Below are 20,674 nucleotides of genomic sequence, written 5' to 3' on the forward strand. Positions count from 1 at the left end.
GTGTGAGCAACCCAGACACTGCCGACAGCGAGGAAACGTCTGTGCCCGGATACGAGCGAGTCGACGTCTCGGTACTCGTCGTTGGAGCGGGCGCTGCCGGCGCTCGTACGGCGATCGAACTCGCCGAGCGCGGCGTCGACGACGTGCTGGTGCTGGGCAAACGGAGCCACGGCGACGCGCACACGACGTGGGCACGCGGCGGTATCAACGGCGCGCTGGGGACCCACGATCCGGATGACTCGTGGGCGATCCACGCCGCCGACACCCTCAACGAGGGCCACTTCGTCAACGACCCACAGAAGGTCGAGACGGTGACCAGACAGATGCCCGACCGCCTCAGGGAACTCGACGACTGGGGAATGGACTTCTCCCGGACGGAAGGCGGCGAGATCGACCAGCGATTCTTCGGTGCCCAGTCGTTCCGTCGAACGGCGTTCGCGGGCGATCACACCGGCGAGTCGATGCTGGAGACGCTCGTCGACCGGGCACAGGAGCTGTCGGTGCCGTACCGCGAGAACGTGATGATCACCAAGCTGCTGTCGGACGGTGACCAGTGCTACGGCGCGGTTGGGTTCGACATGGACTCCGGCGAGTTCGTGCTCGTCAACGCGGGGACGGTCGTGCTAGCGGCCGGTGGCTACGCCGCGGCCTACAACCGCCATACGTCTCGCGACGACGAGAACAACGGCGACGGTCCGGCACTGGCCTACCACGCGGGTGCCGAACTCGTGGACATGGAGTTCGTTCAGTTCCACCCGACGGGAATGGCGGTCGACGAAGACGATCCCGAGTGGGAGCCCTGGAGTGGGCGGCTCGTCACCGAGGCAGTTCGCGGCGAGGGAGGACACCTCTACAACACCGACGGCGAGCGGTTCATGGAGCGGTACTCGCCGGATCAGATGGAGCTGGACGCCCGCGACGTCGTCGCCCGAGCGATCGCACAGGAGATCGCGGAGGGGCGTGGCACCGACAACGGCGGCGTCTTCCTCGACCTCTCTCACAGAGACCGTACATTCATTCGAGAGCGTCTCCCGCGGATGTACGAGCGGTTCCAGGAACTGGGCGTCGACATGGCGACCGAACCCGTCGAAGTCGCGCCGACAGCCCACTACGGCATGGGTGGCGTCGCCGTCGACGAGCACGGGGAGACGGCCGTCGACGGACTGTTCGCGATCGGCGAGACGATGGCCGGCGTCCACGGTGCCAACCGACTCGGTGGCAACTCGCTGGCAGAGACCGTCGCGTTCGGCGTCGTTGCGGGCGAACGGATCGCCGAGCGCGTCGACGGAGCGGGGTACCTGCCCGAGGCGGTCGTCTCTGATATCGCCGACCCGCAGTTCCGTGGTCTGGCGACACTGGCCGGTCGAGACGGCGCTCACGACGTGACGGACGTGTTCACCGAACTACAGGACCTGCTGTGGGAACACGCGGGTCTCCTGCGAACGGACACGTCGTTGCGGGCGGGCCTCGACGCACTCGACGAGGTCCGTCAGAAGGCCGCCGACATGGACGTGGGTTCGGCGACGAGTTCGTCCTTCGAGTTCGCGATCGACATCGGGTTCATGCTGACCGCCGCCGAGGCGGTCCTGCGTGGCGCACTCGAACGGACCGAGTCCCGGGGCGCACACTACCGGACCGACGAGACAGAGACGGATCCGGACTGGCAGTGCAACATCTACTTCGAACGCTCCGATGTCGGTGGCATGCGGACCGAGACGCGACCGGTCGGCACGCCGAGCGACGCCGTCCAGGCGGCTCTCGACGAAGGACACGAACTGGATTACCACCAGCTCGAATGACGCCGCTCGGGCGTCCCGAGGGGCGATCCGATCGTGTGACCGGTTGGAACTACTTGCTGTCCGGCACGTCGAAGTAGCCCAGCGCGTCCAGAATTGCGCCCATTAGGAAGCTGATCACGGCGAGCACGACGACGAGGCTGGTCAGCACCGTCGAGATCGGCTCCGGGAGCGTAAACTGGAAGGCCGCGATGAACACGCACGTGACGATCCCGACGACGAGGAGAAACGACCCCGCGCTCGGGTCCTCGCCGGTCAGGAACTCGATTCCAGAGAGCGAACGATCCGGCTGTTCGTCTGCGAGGTCGTTGCTCATGTCTCGGCCTCGGGTGCGGCTCGCTGGACGATCTGGACGAGATGGGAGATCCAGAGCCCGCCAGTGAAGCCGAACAGCACGGAGACGACGACGACTTTCGTCATCAGCTCCAGTGGGGCGACTGCGGCCAGCAGGCAGAGCGTGCCAAACAGGAGCATCAATCCGTACTGGATGCGCGTCTCGGTGTCGATCCGTGTGAGTGGTCTGGTGATTGTCGAACGCATTGTATCTGTCTCGCCGCGGCTGCAGTGTCTGGTCGTCCCGTACACCGGCTCGTACTGTCAGCGGCCCATCTGTGAACGAGTTCGCCACCCCGCGGTGGTGAAGACCGTCACAGATGGGCTGCCGAGCGTTTCAGTCTCGGTACCGTTCGAGCTCCGTTTCGATCTCGCCCAGCCTGCGGTAGATGGCGAGACCGAGAATCGTCGCGGGCCACAGGCCAACGAACTGCCCGCGCTGTTTGTCTCCCCGAACGTAGTAGTAGTACAGTGCCAGCGCGACGGAGGCGATCGAGGCCAGTGCCGCCGGGCCGAGCGTCCGTTCGGCGTCACCGCCCGTCTCGACTGTTAGTTCTTCTGTGGGCACACTGTTAACTAGCACCACGAACATATATCGCTTTGGTAAGAATTTCACTGAAGCGTGTTTTTTCAGCATCTCTTTGACCGCTCTGAACACTCTGAGACCGACGCCTCCGGGTGGCGCGTGGGCCGCAGACGAACGGCCGAGAGACGTCGCTACCGCTCGAACAGCGCGTAGTAGAGCACGCCGGTCACGGTGCGCCCGTCCCGAAGCTCGTCTTCGCGGGCCGCATCGAGGAGTTCGTCGAGCGTCGTCGTCGCGACGCGGATCGACTCGTTGCCGTCGAGGTCCTGCTGGGCCGTCTGCTCGCAGTCGCGGGCGACGAAGTAGTGGAAGACGGCGTCCGCGAAGCCGTTGGCCGGCTCGACCGTCGTCAGGTGTTCGAGCGACCCGGCCTCGTAGCCGGTCTCCTCGGCGAGTTCGCGACGGGCGGCGACCTCCGGATCGGCGTCGTCGGACTCCATCGAGCCGGCGGGGAGGCCGCGGTTCACGCGGCCGACCGCCTGTCGCCACTCCTCGATGACGACCACGTCGCCGTCGGGCGTCAGCGGGAGGACGACGACGCTCTCGCCCTCCGCGAGGTAGTCGAATTCGGCGTCGGTCCCGTCCGGGAAGCGAACGCGCTCGTTGCGTACGTCGAATCCCGCACAGCTGTAGGCGACGTTGCGCTCCAGGGTCTCCCAGGCGAGTTCGTCAGTCATGTCTCGGGGTGTGGGGACGACCGCCAAAAGATGCTCGGAAGCGTCGACGCCCAGGCGCTACAGCTTCTCCGCGTCGAGGGCCTGCTCGACGCGCTTGCGGGCCTGTGACAGCCGTCTGTCGACCGCTCGCTCGATGGGGTCGGGGAGGCCGTCTGCGGCCCGTTCGAGGTTGTCCGCGACCTGCTCGAACCCGCTCTGGACGGCCACGAGCCGACGGTCCGCTCCCTCTCGGTCGCCGTCTGCGGCCCGCCGGGCCGCTCGCTGTGCGGCGCTGCCGGTCGCTTCCAGTGCTCTGACGAGCCCCTGGACGGCGTTTGCCCTCCCATCGAGATCCAGTCCCTCGATCTCGGCGCGCGTCTCCTCGGTGATCGTCGCCAGAAAGCTCGCCAGCGATTCTTTCCCGGTGGTCGGCCGCTCGACCGCGATGCGGTCCTCGTCGGTCGGGTTCACGCGGACGGCCCCGAGTTCGTCGTCGCTGTCGCGGATCTCGCCCGTGTAGGCACCGCCGCGGTGGACGTAGACTGCGTCCGGCCCCTCGACCGGAGCGTCGTAGAGTCGTCCACCGAAGTCGTCTTCGAGCGCGAAGTCGGTCACCTCCGTCTCGCTCTCGGTCGGATCGACGGTCACCTTCGTCGCGTCCTCGCGAGTCACGAGCGGGATCTCGCCGTCGACGCCGGCCGCCGTCACGCCCCGGTCCTCGACCGTGATCGACTCGCTGTGTGGCTCGACACCCGCTCCGTTGACGGTGAGACGGTGCTGGCCGGCATCGACGCCCTGTGCCACCGCGACCCCCCGGAACGTCGGGACGGCGCTCGGATCGCTCTCCAGCAGCGCGACGGACTCGACCGCGCTGTCCTCGGTGGTCACGCCTTCCCCGTCCGGAGCCTCGCCGTCTTCGACGAGCGAGGAGACGGCGGTGACGACGGCGTTGACCGGTGCCGGCTCGCCGATCGCTGCGTACCGTTCGGCCAGTTCTCGGCGGTGGTTCGGGTCCGAGATGTCCGCTGCGGGGTTCTGGTAGCGAGGCTGGTTCCAGGGCTCGCCGGTCGTCGTGATGTGGCCGGCGACGGCGTCCTCGACGGCTTCCGGGACCGAGAACTCGAAGCTCAACTGCGGGCCGGTGAACCCGGAGATGTGTTCGATGTCGGCCGTCGATCGGAGCTCGTAGGCTACGTCCGCGTCGGTCCCGGGGTCGTTGCGGCCCTCGAACTCGAAGACGAGCCCGGTCTCGCGCTCCGGGAGGTCCGTCGGCGGCGCGGAGAGCGAGTCGAACGACCTGACCGTCAGTTCGTCTGGCACGAGGTCTTCGGGCTCGACCGACGGGAGCCGGTCGTGCTCGTAGAGGGGTGCGCCGTCGAGTTCCGGGACGACGTAGGGGAGCCGACTCCCCTCGTCGCGGGGCAGCCCGTAGGCGACGGGAATCGAGGCGAGGGACTCGACGTCGTCGACGACGCGGTTGGTGATGTCCGCGATGTCGCCGCCCGTCGGCAGTCGCTGGAAGCGGTCGCGTTCCTCGTTGACCGACAGCGCGCTCGAATGGGAGCCCAGTTCCTGGAGGATCCGCGGCACGGTCCGATCGGGATCGAGAAACTCGTTGTTGGGCACGCTCCGGGAGTGGGAACTGGCGACGAACAGCGCGGGCTCGTCGCTGTCGGTGTCGACGAAGACGTGGAGCACCTCCCAGTCGTGCCAGTGGAAGTTCGTCGTGAACTGGTCGAAGGCGCTGTAGGCCCAGTACTGGACGACCGCGAGCGGGGAGTCGTCGTAGGTGACGACGTTGTGGAAGACGGTCGGATCCGGCGGCGTCTCGGCGGCTCGAAATCGTTCGGTGTAACCGTCGAGTGCGTCGAAGCCGTCCACGACGGTTTCGCCCTCGCGGTCGCTCTCGTAGGGGCGTGGGTCGGTCGGGAACCACTGCTCGGCGCTGTCGAAGTACAGCGTCGGTGCGAACCGCTCGGCCAGCTCGCGTGCGCGGCCCTCGTCGACCGGCGTCGTCGTCGCGTCCTCGCCGGCCTCCAGCGCGCTACAGCCGGCCACTGCGCTCGTCCCGACGGCGGCAGTAGCGGCGAGGAAGGCACGCCGATCGAGGAGATCGGAGGCGTACTCTGTCACGTGTGCTCCTCGCCGGGCACGTCAAAAGGTCTTCTGGCACGTTCGGGACCGCACCAGCCGTGACCGTCGCTCACTCGTCGGCGACGATGCGGTACAGCCCGCCCGTGGACCCCTCGCCCTCCAGCGACGCCTCGGAGGTCCGTTCGGCGACGTAGACCGCGTCGTCGGTGACCAGCGGGGTACTGGTGACCTCGCCCTCGGCCGGGACGGCCCAGAGCTCCTCGCCGGTCGACTTCGTCAGCGCGGTCAGCTTCGGCTCGTAGGACCCGACGAGGACGTGCTCGCTGGTCACGGTCGGGCAGCCGATGACCGGGCCACCGACGTCTGTCTCCCACTGCTCGTCGCCGTCGGCGGCGTCGAGAGCGTACAGCGATTCGTGCTGGTCGCCGACGTAGACGGTGCCCGTCGACCCCTCGACGGAGGGGCCGGCCATCACCGACGCGCCCAGATCGGTCGCCCACTCCTCGGAACCGTCCGACAGCGCGACGCGGTAGATCCTGTCGCTCCACGAGCCGAAGAACGCGCTCCCGTCCCAGGTCGCGATCGGCCCCTTGATCTCCTCGCCGGTGTCGTCGGTCCACAGGAACTCGTGGTCGGGGTACGACCAGCAGTAGAGGCGGCCGTCGTTCGACCCGACGACCAGACGGCCGGCCTCGCGGTCGATCGCACACGTCGAGTGTGGGTGGTCCGTGATTCGGCGATCTTCCCAGCTGACCTCGCCCGTGACGGCGTCGAGCGCGAAGATGGCACCGCTCGGTTCGTAGTACTCGACGGCGACGTAGAGCCGCCCGTCGTGGTAGCCGGGGCTGGATCCGATGGCGTCGCCCAGCTGCGTGCGCCAGTACTGTTCGCCCGTCTCCAGATCGAACGCGTACAGCGCCCCGTCGTACGCGCCGACGTAGACGGTCCCGTTCGCGATCGCCGGGGTGCCGTGGAACCCCCGCGGCGTGTCCGTGGCGTCGGCCCGCCACCGCCGCCTCCCGTCGGGCCGAACCGCCCACACCTCGCCGGTGTCGCCGGTGACGACGATATCGCCGGTCGGTGCCAGCACGGGACTGCCCTTCGCCGCGGTGTGCCCGCCCGTGTTGAGGCCGTCGAGCCGCCAGTCGACAGTCACCGACGAGGGGACCGTCTGCTCGGGGAACACGCCCAGTCTGGTGGTTTCGCCGCGGAACTGCGTGTCGGCCGTCTCGGCTGGCGGTCTGTCCGGTCCGCCCCCGAGCGTCCGCAACCGACCGAGACAGCCGGCCGTCCCGATCGCCGCAGCCGTTCCCACGCCTTCGAGGAACCGCCGTCTGCGCTCGTTCATACCACTCTCCAACGTGGGGACCGAATCAAGTGGTTTTCGCACGCTTCCGAGGTCGCTCCTGGCTCACTCGTCGGACCGGTAGCCGTCGGTGTCGAGGAAGTTGTGGGCGACGGTGATCGCGTGGTTGGCGTGTAACGGCTGTGGCCCCAGTGAGAGCCGCTGGTCGGCAGCGTCGTCGAGCAAGTCCTGCTCCTCGTCGGTGAAATCTCGGTGGTCCGAGAGGACGAACACCGGACCGGTCGGCGGCGTCGCGTCGACGGCGGGGTCGCCGTCGGCGTGCAACTGGACGACCGTCCCCGCCGTCGCCACGTCTTCGAGCGTGCCCTCGAACCCTCGGCGAGTCAGCGAGATGCCGGGAGACGTTTCGACCGGAATGTGACCGATCGCCTCCTCGCGCTCTTCGAGGGCCGTGCGAATCAGGGCCGCAGTCGAGCGCTCGTCCGGGTTGAGCCGCCGGACCGTTTCGCTGTCGACGGTGACCGTGTACTCGTCGCCCAGCACGAGGTGGACGCGAACGTCCTCGCGGATGTCGTGACTCAGGAAGACGGCCGCCGAGACACACCGACAGAGCACGTCGAGTCGCCCCGCCGCCCCAGCGAGATCGTCCAGCGAGAAGTCGGGCGTCGTGGGCGCGTCGTGGCCGATGATGACGAACTGGCGCATACCTGTCGGTGTGCAAGCGGCCATATCAGGGCTCCTGTTTCGGGTCGACTCGCTCGTTGAGAGAACAGTGCCCCACTTCCCAGTGACATCATCAGCGAGGAACCGAAAGCCGTCGGACCGCGCCTCGCCCTTTCATCCGCCAGGGTGTAGTTGGGGACACAGCCGAACCCCGGTGGCTGAAAAGGCGAGCACTGTGAGGGATTTCGATGTCTCGTCGTCGCCGATCCCATTCCCTCTGATCGCACTTTCCGACCACGGACCTAAGCCGATCGGACGCGAACAGACGCCTACCAGATGCTCACAGACACGCCGGGGATCCACCACGTCACGTCGATGGTCGGGGACCCACAGGAGAACCTCGACTTCTACGCCGACGTGCTGGGACTGCGCCTCGTCAAGCGCACCGTCAACCACGAGGACGTGCTGCGCTACCACCTCTACTACGGCAACGGCACCGGCGACCTCGGGACGATCTACACCTGCTTTCCCTACCCCAACGAGCCGCCGGGACGACGCGGCCGACCGGGAATCGACGCCGCCGCCTTCGCCGTCCCGCCGGGCTCGCTCGACTTCTGGGCGGACCGGCTCGCCGAGCACGGCGTCGATCCCGAGCGCCGGGAGCGCCTTGGCGAGTCCCTGCTCCGGTTCGAGGATCCCGCCGGCACGCGCCTCGAACTCGTGGCCGCCGACGCGCCGGTCGATTCCTGGCAGGCGAGCCCCGTCCCAGCCGAGCACGGGATCAGGGGCCTCCACGGCGTCACGACACACCCCGTCGATCCCTACCAGACCGCGAGCGTCCTCGAAACGCTCGGCCTCGAACAGGTCGCCGAGAGCGACGATCGCGTCCGCTACCGCGCACCCGGCGACCACGCGACCGTCGTCGACCTGCTCGACCGCGAGGGTGGCTTCGGCCGCGAGGGCGTCGGGACGATCCACCACGTCGCGCTTCGCGTCGACGACGAGGATCTGCGCGAGTGGCACGACCTCTTCCGGGAGCGGGATCTTCGCGTCTCGCGCATTCGCGATCGCCACTACTACCGGGCGATCTACGTCCGGGAACCCGGTGGGGTCCTGATCGAGCTCGCGACGGAGTCGCCCGGCCTCACGGTCGACGAGGGTGCGGCCGATCTCGGCTCCTCGCTCGTCGTACCGCCCTGGGCCGAGGAGGACCGCGAGATGATCGAGGGACAGTTGCCCCCAATCGAGGTGCCCTACCGCGACGGATGAGCGCGGACAGCCCGACTGACGACGTTCCCGGCCCCCACGGCAGCCAGGCGATCGTCACCGCGGGCGCGCCCCGAGGGGCCACGGAAACCGTCGTCCTCGCGCTCCACGGCCGGGGCGCAACCGCACAAGGGATCGTCAATCTGCTCGATCCGATCTCCCGCCACGGCGTCACGTTCGTCGCCCCCGACGCCCACCGAAGCAGGTGGTATCCCTACGCGAGTTCCCAGCCGATCGAGCGCAACGAACCACACTTCTCGTCGGCGCTGGGCGTCGTTGAGGTCCTCCTCGAACACGTCGTCGAGACGTTCGGCGTGGACCGTGACCACGTCGTCCTCACCGGATTCTCGCAGGGGGCCTGCGTCGCCGCCGAGTTCGCCGCCCGCAACCCCGGTCGGTACGGCGCCGTGGCCGTCCTCAGTGGCACGCTGCTCGGCCCGGCGATCGATTCTGGGGGCTACGCGGGGACACTCGACGAGACGCCGGTGCTCGTGGCGTCCGGCGACGAAGACCCACACGTCTCTGCTGACCGGGCCCGAGAGACCGCCGACACCTTCCGGTCGCTCGACGCCACCGTGACCGAGCGCCGCTACGAGGGCGTCGGTCACGAGGTCACCGACGACGAGTTCGACTGTCTGGGGTCGCTACTGGACGAGATGGCCGACGATCAATAGCCGGTGCTCGCCGACATCGTACGGCGGAGAATGGGCCGGCGCGAATTCGAATCGCGGTTACGGCCACCCGAAGGCCGAAGGATACCAAGCTACCCCACCGGCCCGTGACGTAGCAGGTAGACGAATGGGTGGCGACGGTTTAATCGTTGCGAAACAGTACCTCCGCTGTGGGGTAGGTCACACACCACAGCGTCAAACGCCGTGTTTGGGACTACACCGGGATGTCCCCTCTTCACAGTAGAGTGATCAGTAACCGATTTATGTATATATACCGAGGGGGACCGTAAGGCAATGGCGAGTGGCTGGCGGTATCGGATTGTTTCCGTCGTTGGAGTCTTTGCGTTGATCGTGGCCGCAGTCTCGGTTGCCAATCATCCACTCGTCCACTCTGGCTTTCGGTTGCTACCCGTCGTCGGACATCTTCCCTTCGATCCCGCCGAGGGAAGGGAGTTCTTCATCGAAGCTGGGACAACTGCTGTCGTCGTCTTGCTGGCACTCGCTCCGCTGTACAAACCCCGTCCTCACCGGATCCTCGACATCTCGATGTTCGCCCTGAAACGGACCCTCGTTGGGCTGTTTGCCCTCGCAACGATCGGCTACTTCGATTACACGTACCGCTTACCGCGAGCGACACTCCTGATCGTCGGATCGTTGCTCGTCGTGGCGATCCCGACGTGGTTCGTGACCATCCGGAGCCGACCGGCACGTGGCGAGAGCGGTCGGGCGATCATCGTCGGCGACGACCCGAGTGAGATCGATCGTATCTTGGCTGCGATCGACATCCCGGTCTTCGGCTACGTCTCTCCTCCGTCGCCCTACATCGTCGACACGGAGGGATCGGGGCAACCACAGCTCGCTGACGGTGCTGGCAGTACGGCCGACTCGCTGACGTACACGACGGATCTGGAGTGTCTGGGTGGACTCTCACGCCTCGACGACATTCTCGTCGAACACGACATCGATGTCGCCGTGTTCGCCTTCGACGAGACGGATCGAGAGGAGTTCTTTGGCGTGTTGGCTACCTGCCACGAGCACGGCGTCGACGCGAAGATCCACCGGGACAAGGCCGACAGCGTCCTCGTCGACGACGACCAGGTCGAGGAGATCGTGGACATCGACGTCGAGCCGTGGGACTGGCAGGAGCGGGTAGTGAAGCGAGTTTTCGACGTGGTGTTTGCGGCTGTCGGCCTGTTGTTCGGACTCCCACTGATGGCAGCCGCTGCCGTGGCGATCAAACTCGAGGACGGTGGCACCATATTTTACAAACAGGAACGGACCGCGGAGTTCGGAGATACCTTTCAGGTGTACAAATTCCGGAGTATGATACCGAACGCAGAAGAGCGAACCGGGGCAAAACTTAGCGAGGAAGACCGAGGTGGACGAGACCCACGGGTAACGCGAGTTGGTCGAACGCTTCGGAAGACACATCTCGACGAGATACCACAGCTGTGGTCGATCCTCGTCGGCGACATGAGTGTCGTCGGTCCACGACCGGAGCGTCCGGAACTCGATCGCGATATCGAAGAAGGGGTGTCAGACTGGCGTCGCCGATGGTTCGTTCGTCCGGGTCTTACGGGTCTCGCGCAGGTCAATGACGTAACCGGTCACGAACCAGAACAAAAACTCCGACTTGACGTAGAGTACATTCGGCGCCAGTCGTTTTGGTTCGACCTGAAAATCGCAATTCGCCAGATCTGGAAGGTCGTTAGTGATATTGCTGAAACTTTGGCTCATCGTTGACAAGCCCTGCGTACCTCGAATAGTGAACTGTATCCCTCATTTTTGTCGAATTCTTCTATCATCTCGGTGTCCTCTTCAAGAGAGGTATCGAACTTATCGCTGCATTGATGATATCCGACGACGTCCGTGGTTCGCATATGTCCCATTTTGCAATACTCCATCCAGACGTTCATGAGATACTCCTCCTAGTTTATTTTACTGCACAGCTTAATGAATGGTTTATGCCGCCACTCGTCGGTAATCGTCCTGAATCCGCAATTTTCCGTAATCAGTTGGCTTCTGTATCCACATCTGTGATGAAAATGGATGAGGGAGACCGGTTCGAGTCTCAGGGATTCAATCTCGGAACCATCAGGATATTGCATTTTATTCAAATCCTTTTTGTCGACACCGTTTTTCAGCTGGAGATCGAAATAGACCGATTTCGAATAGTATTTTGATTTGGCTAATCGAGCTAAACAAATCTTCCTGATCATGGTCTTACTGAAAGTCACCGTACTCCTGGCTGGTGTTCTCGCCGTACACAATCAGCGGGACATCGGGGTCAATGCCTATGTGGATCGGGACCCAGTAGATGGGCCGGTCAACAGGTCACGTCGGACTTCCAAATTCCTCGAATGCAGTCCGGCCCATCTTTTTCAAAAGCGTCTCCAACAGCCATCAAAAGGGATTCATATTGAGAACTTCCTTCACACGTGTGTCTGATAGGCGCTATCTTTTCCACCATCTACAGGAACTAGACAGTCGTATGACCCATTGTTTCGTCTGTGCTCGTCACAGATTTATTCGAGATGTTCAGATCGTTTTTCGTAGTCAATTGTACTCCGTACCTCTTGCTGAGCAAATCCCTAGCAATTCATATATCGTCCAGTTCGACACCAAACTTCGTCGTTGGTATAAAACAGTTAACACGCTGATCCCATATCTGCACAGTTTCAGCTACGATCTCAAACGTTAGTCTCTTTGTTCTACTCTGTTGAATCCGATGACTGCGAGCGGATAGCGTTGCTGTGAAGGTGGAAGCGAAGCGGAGAGAGTGAATGTACCAATGCCACTCTTCCGCTTCGTTACACAAGCCGCATCACTGGCTCAAAAACGCTGTGCCGCCAGCCCCACGGCGGTGGTGAGTGACCCGGCTGGCAACGGATTTGCGGATTGGAAGCATCTGACGCTGCATTTCTTGCGGAACCACATGGACGCGAGCTACCGCGAAATCGTCGATTGGGCGAGTGAGATGGATCGCGTTCGTGGCCTGTTGCAGTTGGCTCGGACCGACTTCCCGGCCCCCTCGACGCTGTGGCGGTCCTTCGAACGGGTGCCGACCCGTATCTGGCGGCAACTGCTCCGTCGGTCGGCGACCCGCTGCGATCCCGGCAATCATGGGGCGCTGGATGCCACATTTTTCGACCGTGAAGCGGCATCCAGCCACTACGTCGACCGGTCGGATCGCCACATACGCACGCTGAAAACGACGGCCCTCGTAGACACGGCGTCGTGTGCCGTCCTCGACCTCCACTGTTCGGCACACTGGCCCCACGATACACAGGTCGGCCGTCGGGTGGCGCTGCGCAATACCGCTGAAATCGAGATCTCGCCGGTGACAAAGGCTACGACGATCAGTCACTGCGGGACGCACTCCGTTCCGAAGGTGTCCGGCCGGTCATCAGACACCGGCTGTTTGCGCACTACGATCACGCCCACAACGCACGGTTGGACAGCGATCTCTACGGGCAGCGATGGATGGCCGAGACCGCATTCTCGGCCATCAACCGCCTATTCGGCTCCGCTGTCGGGCCGAGCGCGTGGTACCGCGAATTCAGAGAACTGGTGCTGACCGTGGCCGTCTACAACCTCGAACAAGCCATCAAGGAGTGATCACTACGCCATCCCTGGATTCAACAAGGCACAGTATGCTTATAAACCTGCTATTAATTCAAATGAGTTCGTTACCAGTCTTCCTAAACTACGATAGAGTCTCTTCCAGAGAGTCCATACCAATCAAACCCAACCAATGCCGCTGGGTAGGACGTCAGTTTTCCGCGAACGTAATTGGACTTTTCCTCAACAGCCAGTATCCGGACCCGCCGTAATCAGTTTCGTATGGGACGGAAACCATCCTTCCATATCCCCGACCAGATCGACGATTGTGTAATAAAACTAGTTAATCTATATACCCTAGATCCCGTAACTTATTTTTCATTTCATCGTCTATATCAGGTTGAATTGCAGAGTCATCGCTGCTTTTTATACTGGATATGTGCGTTTCGATTTCGTCAACTAGATCCTTCACATGGTCCGCCCGATAGTTGATCCGTTCTTTTTCTTGTCCGTCACATAAGTCATACAAGGTATCTGTATTCTCACCTCGATCGTGAATGAGCTTTCTCCTTCCATCACAGATCATAGCCTGTCCATCTGACGGCGCGTTGGCGTGTGCGAATACATATTGTTTCTCGTCCTTTTCCTGTCGTTCATTTTCATCTACTGCGAGTAACGACTTCCCTCGACATTTACTCGGTGCAGACTCACCCCTGATATCTGTAATTGTCGGATAAATATCAACGCACGACACGGGTGACTCTACTTTGCTAGGCTCTATGTTCGGTCCGCGGATAATAAGCGGGACCCGGGTGACTTCGTCACCGAGTGCATCGCCCCCGTGACCGTAATTATCATTTTCCCCAAATGCTTCACCGTGATCGGACACCAAGATAAGGACCGTATTGTCGAAGCCGAGCTCAGACTGCACCTTGGAAAGGAGCGAATTGAGGCATCGATCAAAGTATTCCACTTCTCCCCGATACAATTGACGCAGGATTTCAATCTCGCTATTCACCAAGTCATCTGGAGAATGGATGAATTTTTGCCGAAGTCGAATCGCTTCTTTTTCTCCAATATCGTGACTAACCGTATTTTTGTGGGGCAGATACGGATGGTGTACGTCCATATAGTGAACCCACCCAAATACTGGAGCTGAAGCGGATTCTAACCAGTCGAATACGTACTCATTGAGTTCGGTTCCATCCACGTAAGGAGTCCCGACACCAGTTCCAGTAGCTTTTTCTAGATTCTTCCAAGCTTTCCGCAAAACATCATAGAGAATGCTATCTTTCGGTATGTTATTCCCAGCCTTCTTACGTAATTTCGAGACTGTAGACGGTGAATCAGAACCCTCGGAGAAAATGTCGAAACCACGGTCATATCCGAATGAGGCACTTAGATGGGGGTTTGAGTGGAACGCTGCTGTTCCATAATTCGTGTTTTTGAACTCTTCAATGAGATGTGGACGATCGGGGGAATAATAAGACCCATAGTAGTCCCAGGGATACATCCCTGAAAAAATAGATGGAAAAGACATTCCCGTTGAGGTACCGTTCGCATACGCTCGCTTGAACGTTAGCCCTTCTTCAATTAATTGTTCAATTGTCGGAGCTGATACCGCTTCGTCCGAAAATATAGTATCATACCGCAGTGAATCCACGGTTATGAGTATGATGTTAGAATTGCCGGTCATATTGAGAAGGACGCAGATTGGTCAATAAAGGCTTCGAAAGAAGAACACCGACTGTAGCCGGACAAATGCCCAACCAAAGAATGTGGATCGCTTTGGAAGGGAAAATCCAGTATCGCAAACTCGTTGCTTCCGCTTGATGGTTCCTCTATCGATAATGTTCTCATGTGGAGCAGCAGAATCTAGCTAGGGTATCGCAATCATTTAGTATGGGTGAAATGATTGATCTTCAGGCCGCAAAACAACGGATTTTTATCTGCGCTGAACCACTCCTCAGTTGGATTATTAATGGCGGATGAACCGGATAATGTCTCTCGGCGGGACAAAATAGAAGCCGTGATAGCAGTCGCCCGATTTCGGCCACGCTTCACCGTCGGTGTTTTCGCCTTTGGGATAACCGCTGCGCTGTTTGAGGGAATCGGTCTCAGTTTCATACTCCCTATTGTGGAACTCGTGCAGACCCAGGATTCAGCATCTGAGGCTGACGGACTCTTAGCGATATTTGTGACGTTGTATCGGACCGCCGGGGTCCCATTTACGCTCGGTACTGTGATACTAGGGGTGTCGGGAGTGATGGTTGCACGGTATACCTCAAACTTTGTCGTTGCTTGGTTGCGGGAAGCGTTGCGAACCTATTATATCCGAGATCTACAGGATCGCGCGTTTAGAAACGCACTGAACGCCCGCGTCGATTATTACGATGAGGAGGGTTCCGACGATATACTGAACGCAATTGTAACCCAAACGTACTATGCCGGACGAGTCATTAAGCGCGGTATCCAGTTCCTTGAACAGACCTTCATGGCGTCTGTATACCTGTTTATCGCCTTTGTAGTCGCCCCGTGGTTGACGCTCTTCGCCGTGTTCGTGCTTGGAGGATTTACCCTGGTATTTCGGCAAGTGCTGGAGACGGGCTACGATGTCGGAGAACAGGTCGCCGACGCCAACAAAGAGCGGCAAGAAGCTGCGCAAGCGGGAACCCAGGGGATTAGGGACGTTCGAGTTTTCGGAGTCGCAGACGAACTATACCAGGATTTCCAAGACGCGATTGACAAGTACACTCAGGCACGGATACTTCTGCGGCGGAATGAGGCCGCTATCGACAAGTTTTACAATCTCATCGTCGCCGTATCTGTCTTTGTACTTATATACTTCGCGTTGGAGTTTGCCGATCTGACACTGGGCGCGCTTGGGTTGTTCCTGTACGCGATGTTCAGATTAGGACCGAAGGCGAGCCGAGTGAATACACTTTTTTACCAAGTGGAGAATGATTTGCCCCATCTGGTCCGAACGCAGGAGTTTATCCACGTACTCGAACAGAATAAAGAAGACAACAGTGGATCGAAAGAGGCGCCCGAGGAGATCAATGGGGTTGAATTTGAGGATGTATGGTTCTCATACAACGATAGCGAGACCGTTCTCCAGGGGATGAACTTTCAAGTGGAAAAAGGCCAGTTCGTCGGATTCGTTGGACAGTCAGGAGCAGGCAAGTCGACTCTCGTCTCCTTGCTAGCACGGATGTACGAGATTGACCGGGGCACGATCAAGGCTAACGGGGTATCAATCGATGAGATTGACATCGACGACTGGCGTGAATGTCTGTCGGTCGTCCGTCAGAACCCGTTCATTTTCAACGATACACTCCGATACAACTTGACAATCGGGAACCGTGACGTGAGTGAGTCAGAATTAGACCAAGTCTGTTCGATCGCACGAGTTGACGAGTTTCTCGAAGATCTCCCGGACGGGTACGACACAATGCTCGGCGACGAAGGTGTCCGGTTGTCGGGCGGTCAAAAGCAGCGCGTCGCACTTGCACGGGCGCTGATCAAGGACGCCGACCTGTTAATCATGGACGAGGCAACGAGCGACTTGGACTCGGATCTTGAGAAGCAAGTGCAGCGCGCAATCGAGGAAATGGACAGGAATTATGCGATAATTACGATCGCACACCGGCTATCAACCGTGAAGAACGCTGATCGGATTTACACTGTTGAGGATGGACGGATCACCGAACGCGGAACCCACAACGAATTGGTAGAGACCGATGGGAAGTACGCGGAATTGTACGGAATCCAATCAGGAAGATAATAACTAATTTGAGACAATGGTTGTGGATTTGTGAAGTCTCCCGTCAAGGTTTCGGAAATGGGTTTGGGATCCCCGTTCCGTCCGTTCGCCGACCACTCGTGTCGAAACCGTTTAATGGTCTACTATCAATGAAATCGGCAGAGGTGAACTCGTTATCCAAGCGACCGTTTTCGGTGTTAATTAGTGTCTACAAGGAAGATAATCCGGATCACTTCAAGACGGCGCTTGAGAGTATCGTCAATCAAACGATCGTTCCAGACGAGGTGCTCGTCGTGAAAGACGGCCCACTCCCCGACGATCTGGATTCGGTGATCGCAGAATTTCAGACATCATATCCGGAAACGTTCGTACAAGTCGCCCTTAACGAGAACCAAGGCCTCGGAAAGGCGCTACAAACGGGGGTTCGGCTGTGTTCACACGATCTGATCGCAAGAATGGATGCCGATGATGTTTCCGTATCTGAACGGTTTGAAGAACAACTCCGATACCTCGAACAACATCCTGAAGTTGACGTGCTCGGGGGATATGTCTCCGAGTTCGATCAGGATCCCGGAGCAGCTGACCGGATCCGAGCAGTTCCACAGGACGCCGATGAAATCCGAAAGTTCGCGAGGTCACGATGCCCAACTAATCATCCAACTGTAATATTCCGCCGAGAATCAGTTCTAGAAGCAGGGAACTACAGGCCATGGCGACTGATGCAAGATTACGAGTTATGGATGAGAATGTTGAATCACGGACACATTATTGAGAATCTACCAAAAGTGCTGGTCAAATCGCGGGCTGGCAGCGCCCTTTACGGTCGCCGTGGAGGGAAAAAGTACGCTCGTCTTGAGCTCAAGTTACAACGAGAATTCAGACGAATGGGTGTTATCTCTCAAACACGGTTCGTCAAGAACGTCCTCTCCCGGGTGCCAATACGTCTCGTCCCAAACCGGATCCGTGAACTGATCTACCGATTCTGCTTCCGCTCCTGAGTGCCACTCCCACGCCGGACTCTGTATCCACTGCTCTATTGAATCCGCAGACGGCACTGGGATTGAGGCCGAAGACACAGTTATCAGACTCCATTGGTGACGAATTCTTACAACCGACCTTCGATTGATGGGTCGGCTTTGGAGAGCGAAAGCAGATTCTGACTCGCTATCTGTTGCTGACTCCATCTGACACACTCGACGCTAGCCCGTCGACTTGGCCGCCGTCACCGGATTCAACAGAGCAGTATCCACTTAATCAAGGGGGCTCCCTGTCATTACAAGTATCGCCTTCCAGTCTCGTCACTAGCACCAAATACAAAAGCTCAGAGAATGAATAATACGAAGGAAAAATGCCACCACGAAACTGTGACTGAGAAATTTAGACACTGAATTCGAAATTTAACATCCAACCGACACTCTATTGCTAATATTATGGCCATCTCTGATGAGTGATAAAATGGCAAATGATTTCTTTGAGTGCTTCTTGCTTGGGTTTACGGAAGAGCTCAGTCGATACCGTAGTTCGGAAATATCGAAACATCCAGACCGATTCGCACAGACCGCTCGAAGCAGTCGCTGTAAACACACTTACAACGACCGGGGAGAGACAGGAAAGTATGCAAATTGAACACCGAGTAATCAGCCCTGACGAGCCCTACTTTATTGCCGAAGCTGGTGTCAACCACAACGGCGATCTGGAGATGGCCGAAAAGCTGATCGACGCCGCGGCAGACGCCGGGGCGGACGCAGTGAAATTCCAGACGTTCAGTGCGGATAGACTCGTTACCGAGGACACAGAGAAAGCGGACTACCAGGAGGAGACGAGCGGAGAGGGGAGCCAGTACGAGATGCTGCGGAACTACGAACTGGACCGGGCGGCACACGAACGCTTGCAGAACCACTGCCAGACGCGTGACATCACCTTCCTCTCGACCCCGTTCGACGTCCAGAGTGCCGATCTCCTCGCAGATCTCGGCGTGCCAGCTGTCAAGCTCGGCTCCGGCGAATTCGACAACCATCCGCTGCTGGAACACGTCGCCGAGCTGGGACTGCCGATGATCGTCAGCACGGGGATGGGAACGATGGACGAGGTCCGCGAGGCGCGGGACGTGATCCGCAGTGTCGACCCTAAGATCGACCTGGCATTTCTCCACTGCACGTCGGAGTATCCCTGCGACATCGAGGACATGAACCTCCGGGCAATGGAGCAGATGGACGAGGCATTCACGGAGCCAGTCGGCTACTCTGATCATACAACGTACCCAGAAACACCGTCTTTCGCGGTCTCGGGAGGGGCACAGATCCTTGAGAAACACTTCACGCTGGACAGAACTCTCCCGGGACCGGACCACAAGGCGTCCTTGGAACCGGACAAACTGGAACGGGCGGTCACGCTGTCGCGACTGGCCGCGCGGGCTAGAGGCAACGCTGAGAAACAGCCCACAGCGGGTGAACGACGAAACAAGTCCACGACAAGGAAGAGCCTGCACGCCGCTGTCGACCTCTCGGCGGGCGAGGTGCTATCCTCGAACGATATAAATATCCTGCGACCGACAGACGGACTGTCGCCAAAACACTACGACACCGTCATTGGGGCAGTCCTGGAGACGGACCTCGGTGCTGGCGACCCAATCACGACTGCCAACGTCGACGTGACTCTGGAGAGTGAGAGGGATGTTTGACGGGACCGATACGGTGCTGGTGATCGGGGCTCACCCGGACGACGAGGTACTCGGAGCTGGCGGTGCGATGGCGAAACATGCAGCGGCGGGCGATGAGGTACACGTGCTCATTGTCACGGAAGGGACAACACAGCAGTACGGGGACGATGAGGACCTGATCGAGGAGAAACAGACCGACGCTCGCACCTGTGCAGAGACGCTCGGCGTTTCCGCTATCCATTTCGGTGGCCTGCCAGACATGCGCCTCGACGAGGTCGCTCACGTCGACGTCAACGCCGCCATCGAGGACGCGTGTGCGGAGATCGGGCCCGATATCGTCTACACCCATTCGCGGCGTGAGGTCAACCGGGACCACGTCGAAATACACGACTCGACCCTGGTCGCCACGCGGCCAGGAACAGACGTTTCAACGGTTCTGGCGTACGAGACCCCCTCGTCTACTGATTTCGCCCCTGGGACGGACGGATTTGATCCGGACCTGTTCGTCGACATCGAGGAACACCTAGAGACGAAGATCGAGGCATTCGGTTCCTACGAGATCGAGAAGCGGCCGTTCCCCCATCCCCGTTCACCGGAGGCACTCGAAGCGATTGCCCGGTCACGGGGTGCGGCAAGTGGGGTCCCCGCGGCAGAGGCATTCGACGTGCTGCGGGCGTACCGATAACCTGATTACAGTGGTTCAGCGGGTACGCCAACGACGGTCGATCCTGCTTCAATCGATTCCGTGACAACCGATCCAGCGCCGATGACAGCACCGTGTCCGATGGTCACATCTTCAACGACAGTTGCACCCGGACCGATGTACGCGTCCTGACCGACCTCAACCCCCCCAGCGAGCGTAGCACCCGGTGTGATTGTCGCGCCGCACCTGAGGTGTGAGTCGTGAGATATGTTTACACAACTGTCGATGAGAACGTGATCTTCTATCGAGACATCGGGTCCGACGTAACTGCGGGCGTTGACAGTCACACCGTCACCAAGTGTTGCGGTATCGGATATAGTTGAATCTGGATGAGCGGCTGAAAAGAAGCCATAGCCATGGTCCGAGATCTTCTCGGCAATCGATAGCCGAACACCTTGATCGTCGCCGTACGCCACGAGACACTGTACCGGTTCATCGAACGTGGACAGTGCCGTCACATCACCGACAACCGGTATCTCTTCGATAACGTCGCTGTGCAATGCGGTATTGTCGTCAAGGAAGACAACCCCTTCTGTGTTGTCGCTACTGCAGAGGATATCGAGCACGACCCGGCCTTGTTCGCCGGCACCGTAGATTGCACGCATACCTGTCCTATT

General features: G+C 60.0%; 17 protein-coding genes, 1 tRNA gene and 1 pseudogene. 9 read left to right on the forward strand and 10 right to left on the reverse strand.

Annotated features, from left to right (window positions below; translation table 11 throughout):
- The first annotated feature begins 2 nt into the window (after positions 1-2).
- Positions 3-1,799 (forward strand): L-aspartate oxidase, encoded by a 1,797-nt coding sequence (locus tag HMUK_RS06870; protein WP_015762407.1) that lies wholly within the window; start codon positions 3-5, stop codon positions 1,797-1,799.
- 49 nt (positions 1,800-1,848) lie between these two features.
- Here HMUK_RS06870 and HMUK_RS06875 read toward each other — a convergent pair whose 3' ends face one another.
- From HMUK_RS06875 to trmY, 7 genes are all read right to left on the reverse strand, one after another.
- Positions 1,849-2,112, reverse strand: coding sequence for a hypothetical protein (locus HMUK_RS06875; protein WP_015762408.1), 264 nt, complete (start codon positions 2,110-2,112; stop codon positions 1,849-1,851).
- Entirely contained in the window at positions 2,109-2,336 is a 228-nt protein-coding gene (locus tag HMUK_RS06880; RefSeq protein WP_015762409.1) for a hypothetical protein, read from the reverse strand. Before HMUK_RS06880 ends, HMUK_RS06875 begins: the two co-directional genes overlap by 4 nt.
- Before the next feature lie 130 nt (positions 2,337-2,466).
- Positions 2,467-2,697: a hypothetical protein gene (locus tag HMUK_RS06885; RefSeq protein WP_049940764.1), complete on the reverse strand. Its 231-nt coding sequence runs from the start codon at positions 2,695-2,697 to the stop codon at positions 2,467-2,469.
- A 149-nt stretch (positions 2,698-2,846) separates the two neighbouring features.
- Positions 2,847-3,392, reverse strand: a complete 546-nt coding sequence (locus tag HMUK_RS06890; RefSeq protein WP_015762411.1) for an NUDIX hydrolase — start codon at positions 3,390-3,392, stop codon at positions 2,847-2,849.
- A 57-nt stretch (positions 3,393-3,449) separates the two neighbouring features.
- Entirely contained in the window at positions 3,450-5,504 is a 2,055-nt protein-coding gene (locus tag HMUK_RS06895) for a hypothetical protein (RefSeq protein WP_015762412.1), read from the reverse strand.
- Positions 5,505-5,574: 70 nt separating this feature from the next.
- Complete coding sequence (locus HMUK_RS06900; protein ID WP_015762413.1) at positions 5,575-6,813, reverse strand: outer membrane protein assembly factor BamB family protein; 1,239 nt, start codon at positions 6,811-6,813, stop codon at positions 5,575-5,577.
- Positions 6,814-6,876: 63 nt separating this feature from the next.
- Positions 6,877-7,476, reverse strand: a complete 600-nt coding sequence (trmY, locus tag HMUK_RS06905; RefSeq protein ID WP_015762414.1) for a tRNA (pseudouridine(54)-N(1))-methyltransferase TrmY — start codon at positions 7,474-7,476, stop codon at positions 6,877-6,879.
- A gap of 294 nt (positions 7,477-7,770) precedes the next feature.
- On the opposite strand from trmY, the gene HMUK_RS06910 reads away from it, so the two are divergent.
- Entirely contained in the window at positions 7,771-8,703 is a 933-nt protein-coding gene (locus HMUK_RS06910) for a VOC family protein (RefSeq protein ID WP_015762415.1), read from the forward strand.
- Positions 8,700-9,374, forward strand: coding sequence for an alpha/beta hydrolase (locus HMUK_RS06915; RefSeq protein WP_015762416.1), 675 nt, complete (start codon positions 8,700-8,702; stop codon positions 9,372-9,374). Before HMUK_RS06910 ends, HMUK_RS06915 begins: the two co-directional genes overlap by 4 nt.
- Before the next feature lie 31 nt (positions 9,375-9,405).
- On the opposite strand, the gene HMUK_RS06920 is transcribed toward HMUK_RS06915, so the two are convergent.
- Positions 9,406-9,478, reverse strand: a tRNA-Pro gene (locus tag HMUK_RS06920).
- A gap of 187 nt (positions 9,479-9,665) precedes the next feature.
- On the opposite strand from HMUK_RS06920, the gene HMUK_RS06925 reads away from it, so the two are divergent.
- Entirely contained in the window at positions 9,666-11,114 is a 1,449-nt protein-coding gene (locus HMUK_RS06925; protein WP_015762417.1) for a sugar transferase, read from the forward strand.
- Between the two features lie 1,048 nt (positions 11,115-12,162).
- Positions 12,163-12,989, forward strand: a pseudogene (locus HMUK_RS16685) (IS5 family transposase).
- A 286-nt stretch (positions 12,990-13,275) separates the two neighbouring features.
- Here HMUK_RS16685 and HMUK_RS16690 read toward each other — a convergent pair.
- Complete coding sequence (locus HMUK_RS16690; protein ID WP_015762418.1) at positions 13,276-14,628, reverse strand: sulfatase; 1,353 nt, start codon at positions 14,626-14,628, stop codon at positions 13,276-13,278.
- 285 nt (positions 14,629-14,913) lie between these two features.
- Between HMUK_RS16690 and HMUK_RS06940 the strand changes: the two genes are divergently transcribed.
- The 4 genes from HMUK_RS06940 (at position 14,914) to HMUK_RS06955 (ending at position 20,039) form a co-directional block, all read left to right on the forward strand.
- Positions 14,914-16,716: an ABC transporter ATP-binding protein gene (locus HMUK_RS06940; RefSeq protein ID WP_015762419.1), complete on the forward strand. Its 1,803-nt coding sequence runs from the start codon at positions 14,914-14,916 to the stop codon at positions 16,714-16,716.
- 128 nt (positions 16,717-16,844) lie between these two features.
- Complete coding sequence (locus tag HMUK_RS16695) at positions 16,845-17,693, forward strand: glycosyltransferase (protein ID WP_015762420.1); 849 nt, start codon at positions 16,845-16,847, stop codon at positions 17,691-17,693.
- A 617-nt stretch (positions 17,694-18,310) separates the two neighbouring features.
- Positions 18,311-19,375, forward strand: coding sequence for an N-acetylneuraminate synthase (gene neuB, locus HMUK_RS06950; RefSeq protein ID WP_015762421.1), 1,065 nt, complete (start codon positions 18,311-18,313; stop codon positions 19,373-19,375).
- Entirely contained in the window at positions 19,368-20,039 is a 672-nt protein-coding gene (locus tag HMUK_RS06955; protein ID WP_015762422.1) for a PIG-L deacetylase family protein, read from the forward strand. The genes neuB and HMUK_RS06955 overlap by 8 nt, the downstream gene beginning before the upstream one ends.
- 5 nt (positions 20,040-20,044) lie before the next feature.
- On the opposite strand, the gene HMUK_RS06960 is transcribed toward HMUK_RS06955, so the two are convergent.
- On the reverse strand, positions 20,045-20,662 hold the full coding sequence (locus tag HMUK_RS06960) for a NeuD/PglB/VioB family sugar acetyltransferase (protein ID WP_015762423.1): 618 nt from the start codon (positions 20,660-20,662) through the stop codon (positions 20,045-20,047).
- Between the last annotated feature and the right edge of the window lie 12 nt (positions 20,663-20,674).

Origin of the sequence: Halomicrobium mukohataei DSM 12286 (assembly GCF_000023965.1) — an archaeon.
GTDB classification, from domain to species: domain Archaea; phylum Halobacteriota; class Halobacteria; order Halobacteriales; family Haloarculaceae; genus Halomicrobium; species Halomicrobium mukohataei.

What these genes read in the sequence shown, in the direction of transcription:
- HMUK_RS06900 (WP_015762413.1), bottom strand. Translation starts at nt 6,813, where the DNA reads ATGAACGAGCGCAGACGGCGGTTCCTCGAAGGCGTGGGAACGGCTGCG.
- HMUK_RS06955 (WP_015762422.1), top strand. Translation starts at nt 19,368, where the DNA reads ATGTTTGACGGGACCGATACGGTGCTGGTGATCGGGGCTCACCCGGAC.
- HMUK_RS16690 (WP_015762418.1), bottom strand. Translation starts at nt 14,628, where the DNA reads ATGACCGGCAATTCTAACATCATACTCATAACCGTGGATTCACTGCGG.
- HMUK_RS06940 (WP_015762419.1), top strand. Translation starts at nt 14,914, where the DNA reads ATGGCGGATGAACCGGATAATGTCTCTCGGCGGGACAAAATAGAAGCC.
- HMUK_RS16695 (WP_015762420.1), top strand. Translation starts at nt 16,845, where the DNA reads ATGAAATCGGCAGAGGTGAACTCGTTATCCAAGCGACCGTTTTCGGTG.
- HMUK_RS06960 (WP_015762423.1), bottom strand. Translation starts at nt 20,662, where the DNA reads ATGCGTGCAATCTACGGTGCCGGCGAACAAGGCCGGGTCGTGCTCGAT.
- HMUK_RS06880 (WP_015762409.1), bottom strand. Translation starts at nt 2,336, where the DNA reads ATGCGTTCGACAATCACCAGACCACTCACACGGATCGACACCGAGACG.
- neuB (WP_015762421.1), top strand. Translation starts at nt 18,311, where the DNA reads ATGCAAATTGAACACCGAGTAATCAGCCCTGACGAGCCCTACTTTATT.
- HMUK_RS06915 (WP_015762416.1), top strand. Translation starts at nt 8,700, where the DNA reads ATGAGCGCGGACAGCCCGACTGACGACGTTCCCGGCCCCCACGGCAGC.
- HMUK_RS06925 (WP_015762417.1), top strand. Translation starts at nt 9,666, where the DNA reads ATGGCGAGTGGCTGGCGGTATCGGATTGTTTCCGTCGTTGGAGTCTTT.
- trmY (WP_015762414.1), bottom strand. Translation starts at nt 7,476, where the DNA reads ATGCGCCAGTTCGTCATCATCGGCCACGACGCGCCCACGACGCCCGAC.
- HMUK_RS06890 (WP_015762411.1), bottom strand. Translation starts at nt 3,392, where the DNA reads ATGACTGACGAACTCGCCTGGGAGACCCTGGAGCGCAACGTCGCCTAC.
- HMUK_RS06875 (WP_015762408.1), bottom strand. Translation starts at nt 2,112, where the DNA reads ATGAGCAACGACCTCGCAGACGAACAGCCGGATCGTTCGCTCTCTGGA.
- HMUK_RS06910 (WP_015762415.1), top strand. Translation starts at nt 7,771, where the DNA reads ATGCTCACAGACACGCCGGGGATCCACCACGTCACGTCGATGGTCGGG.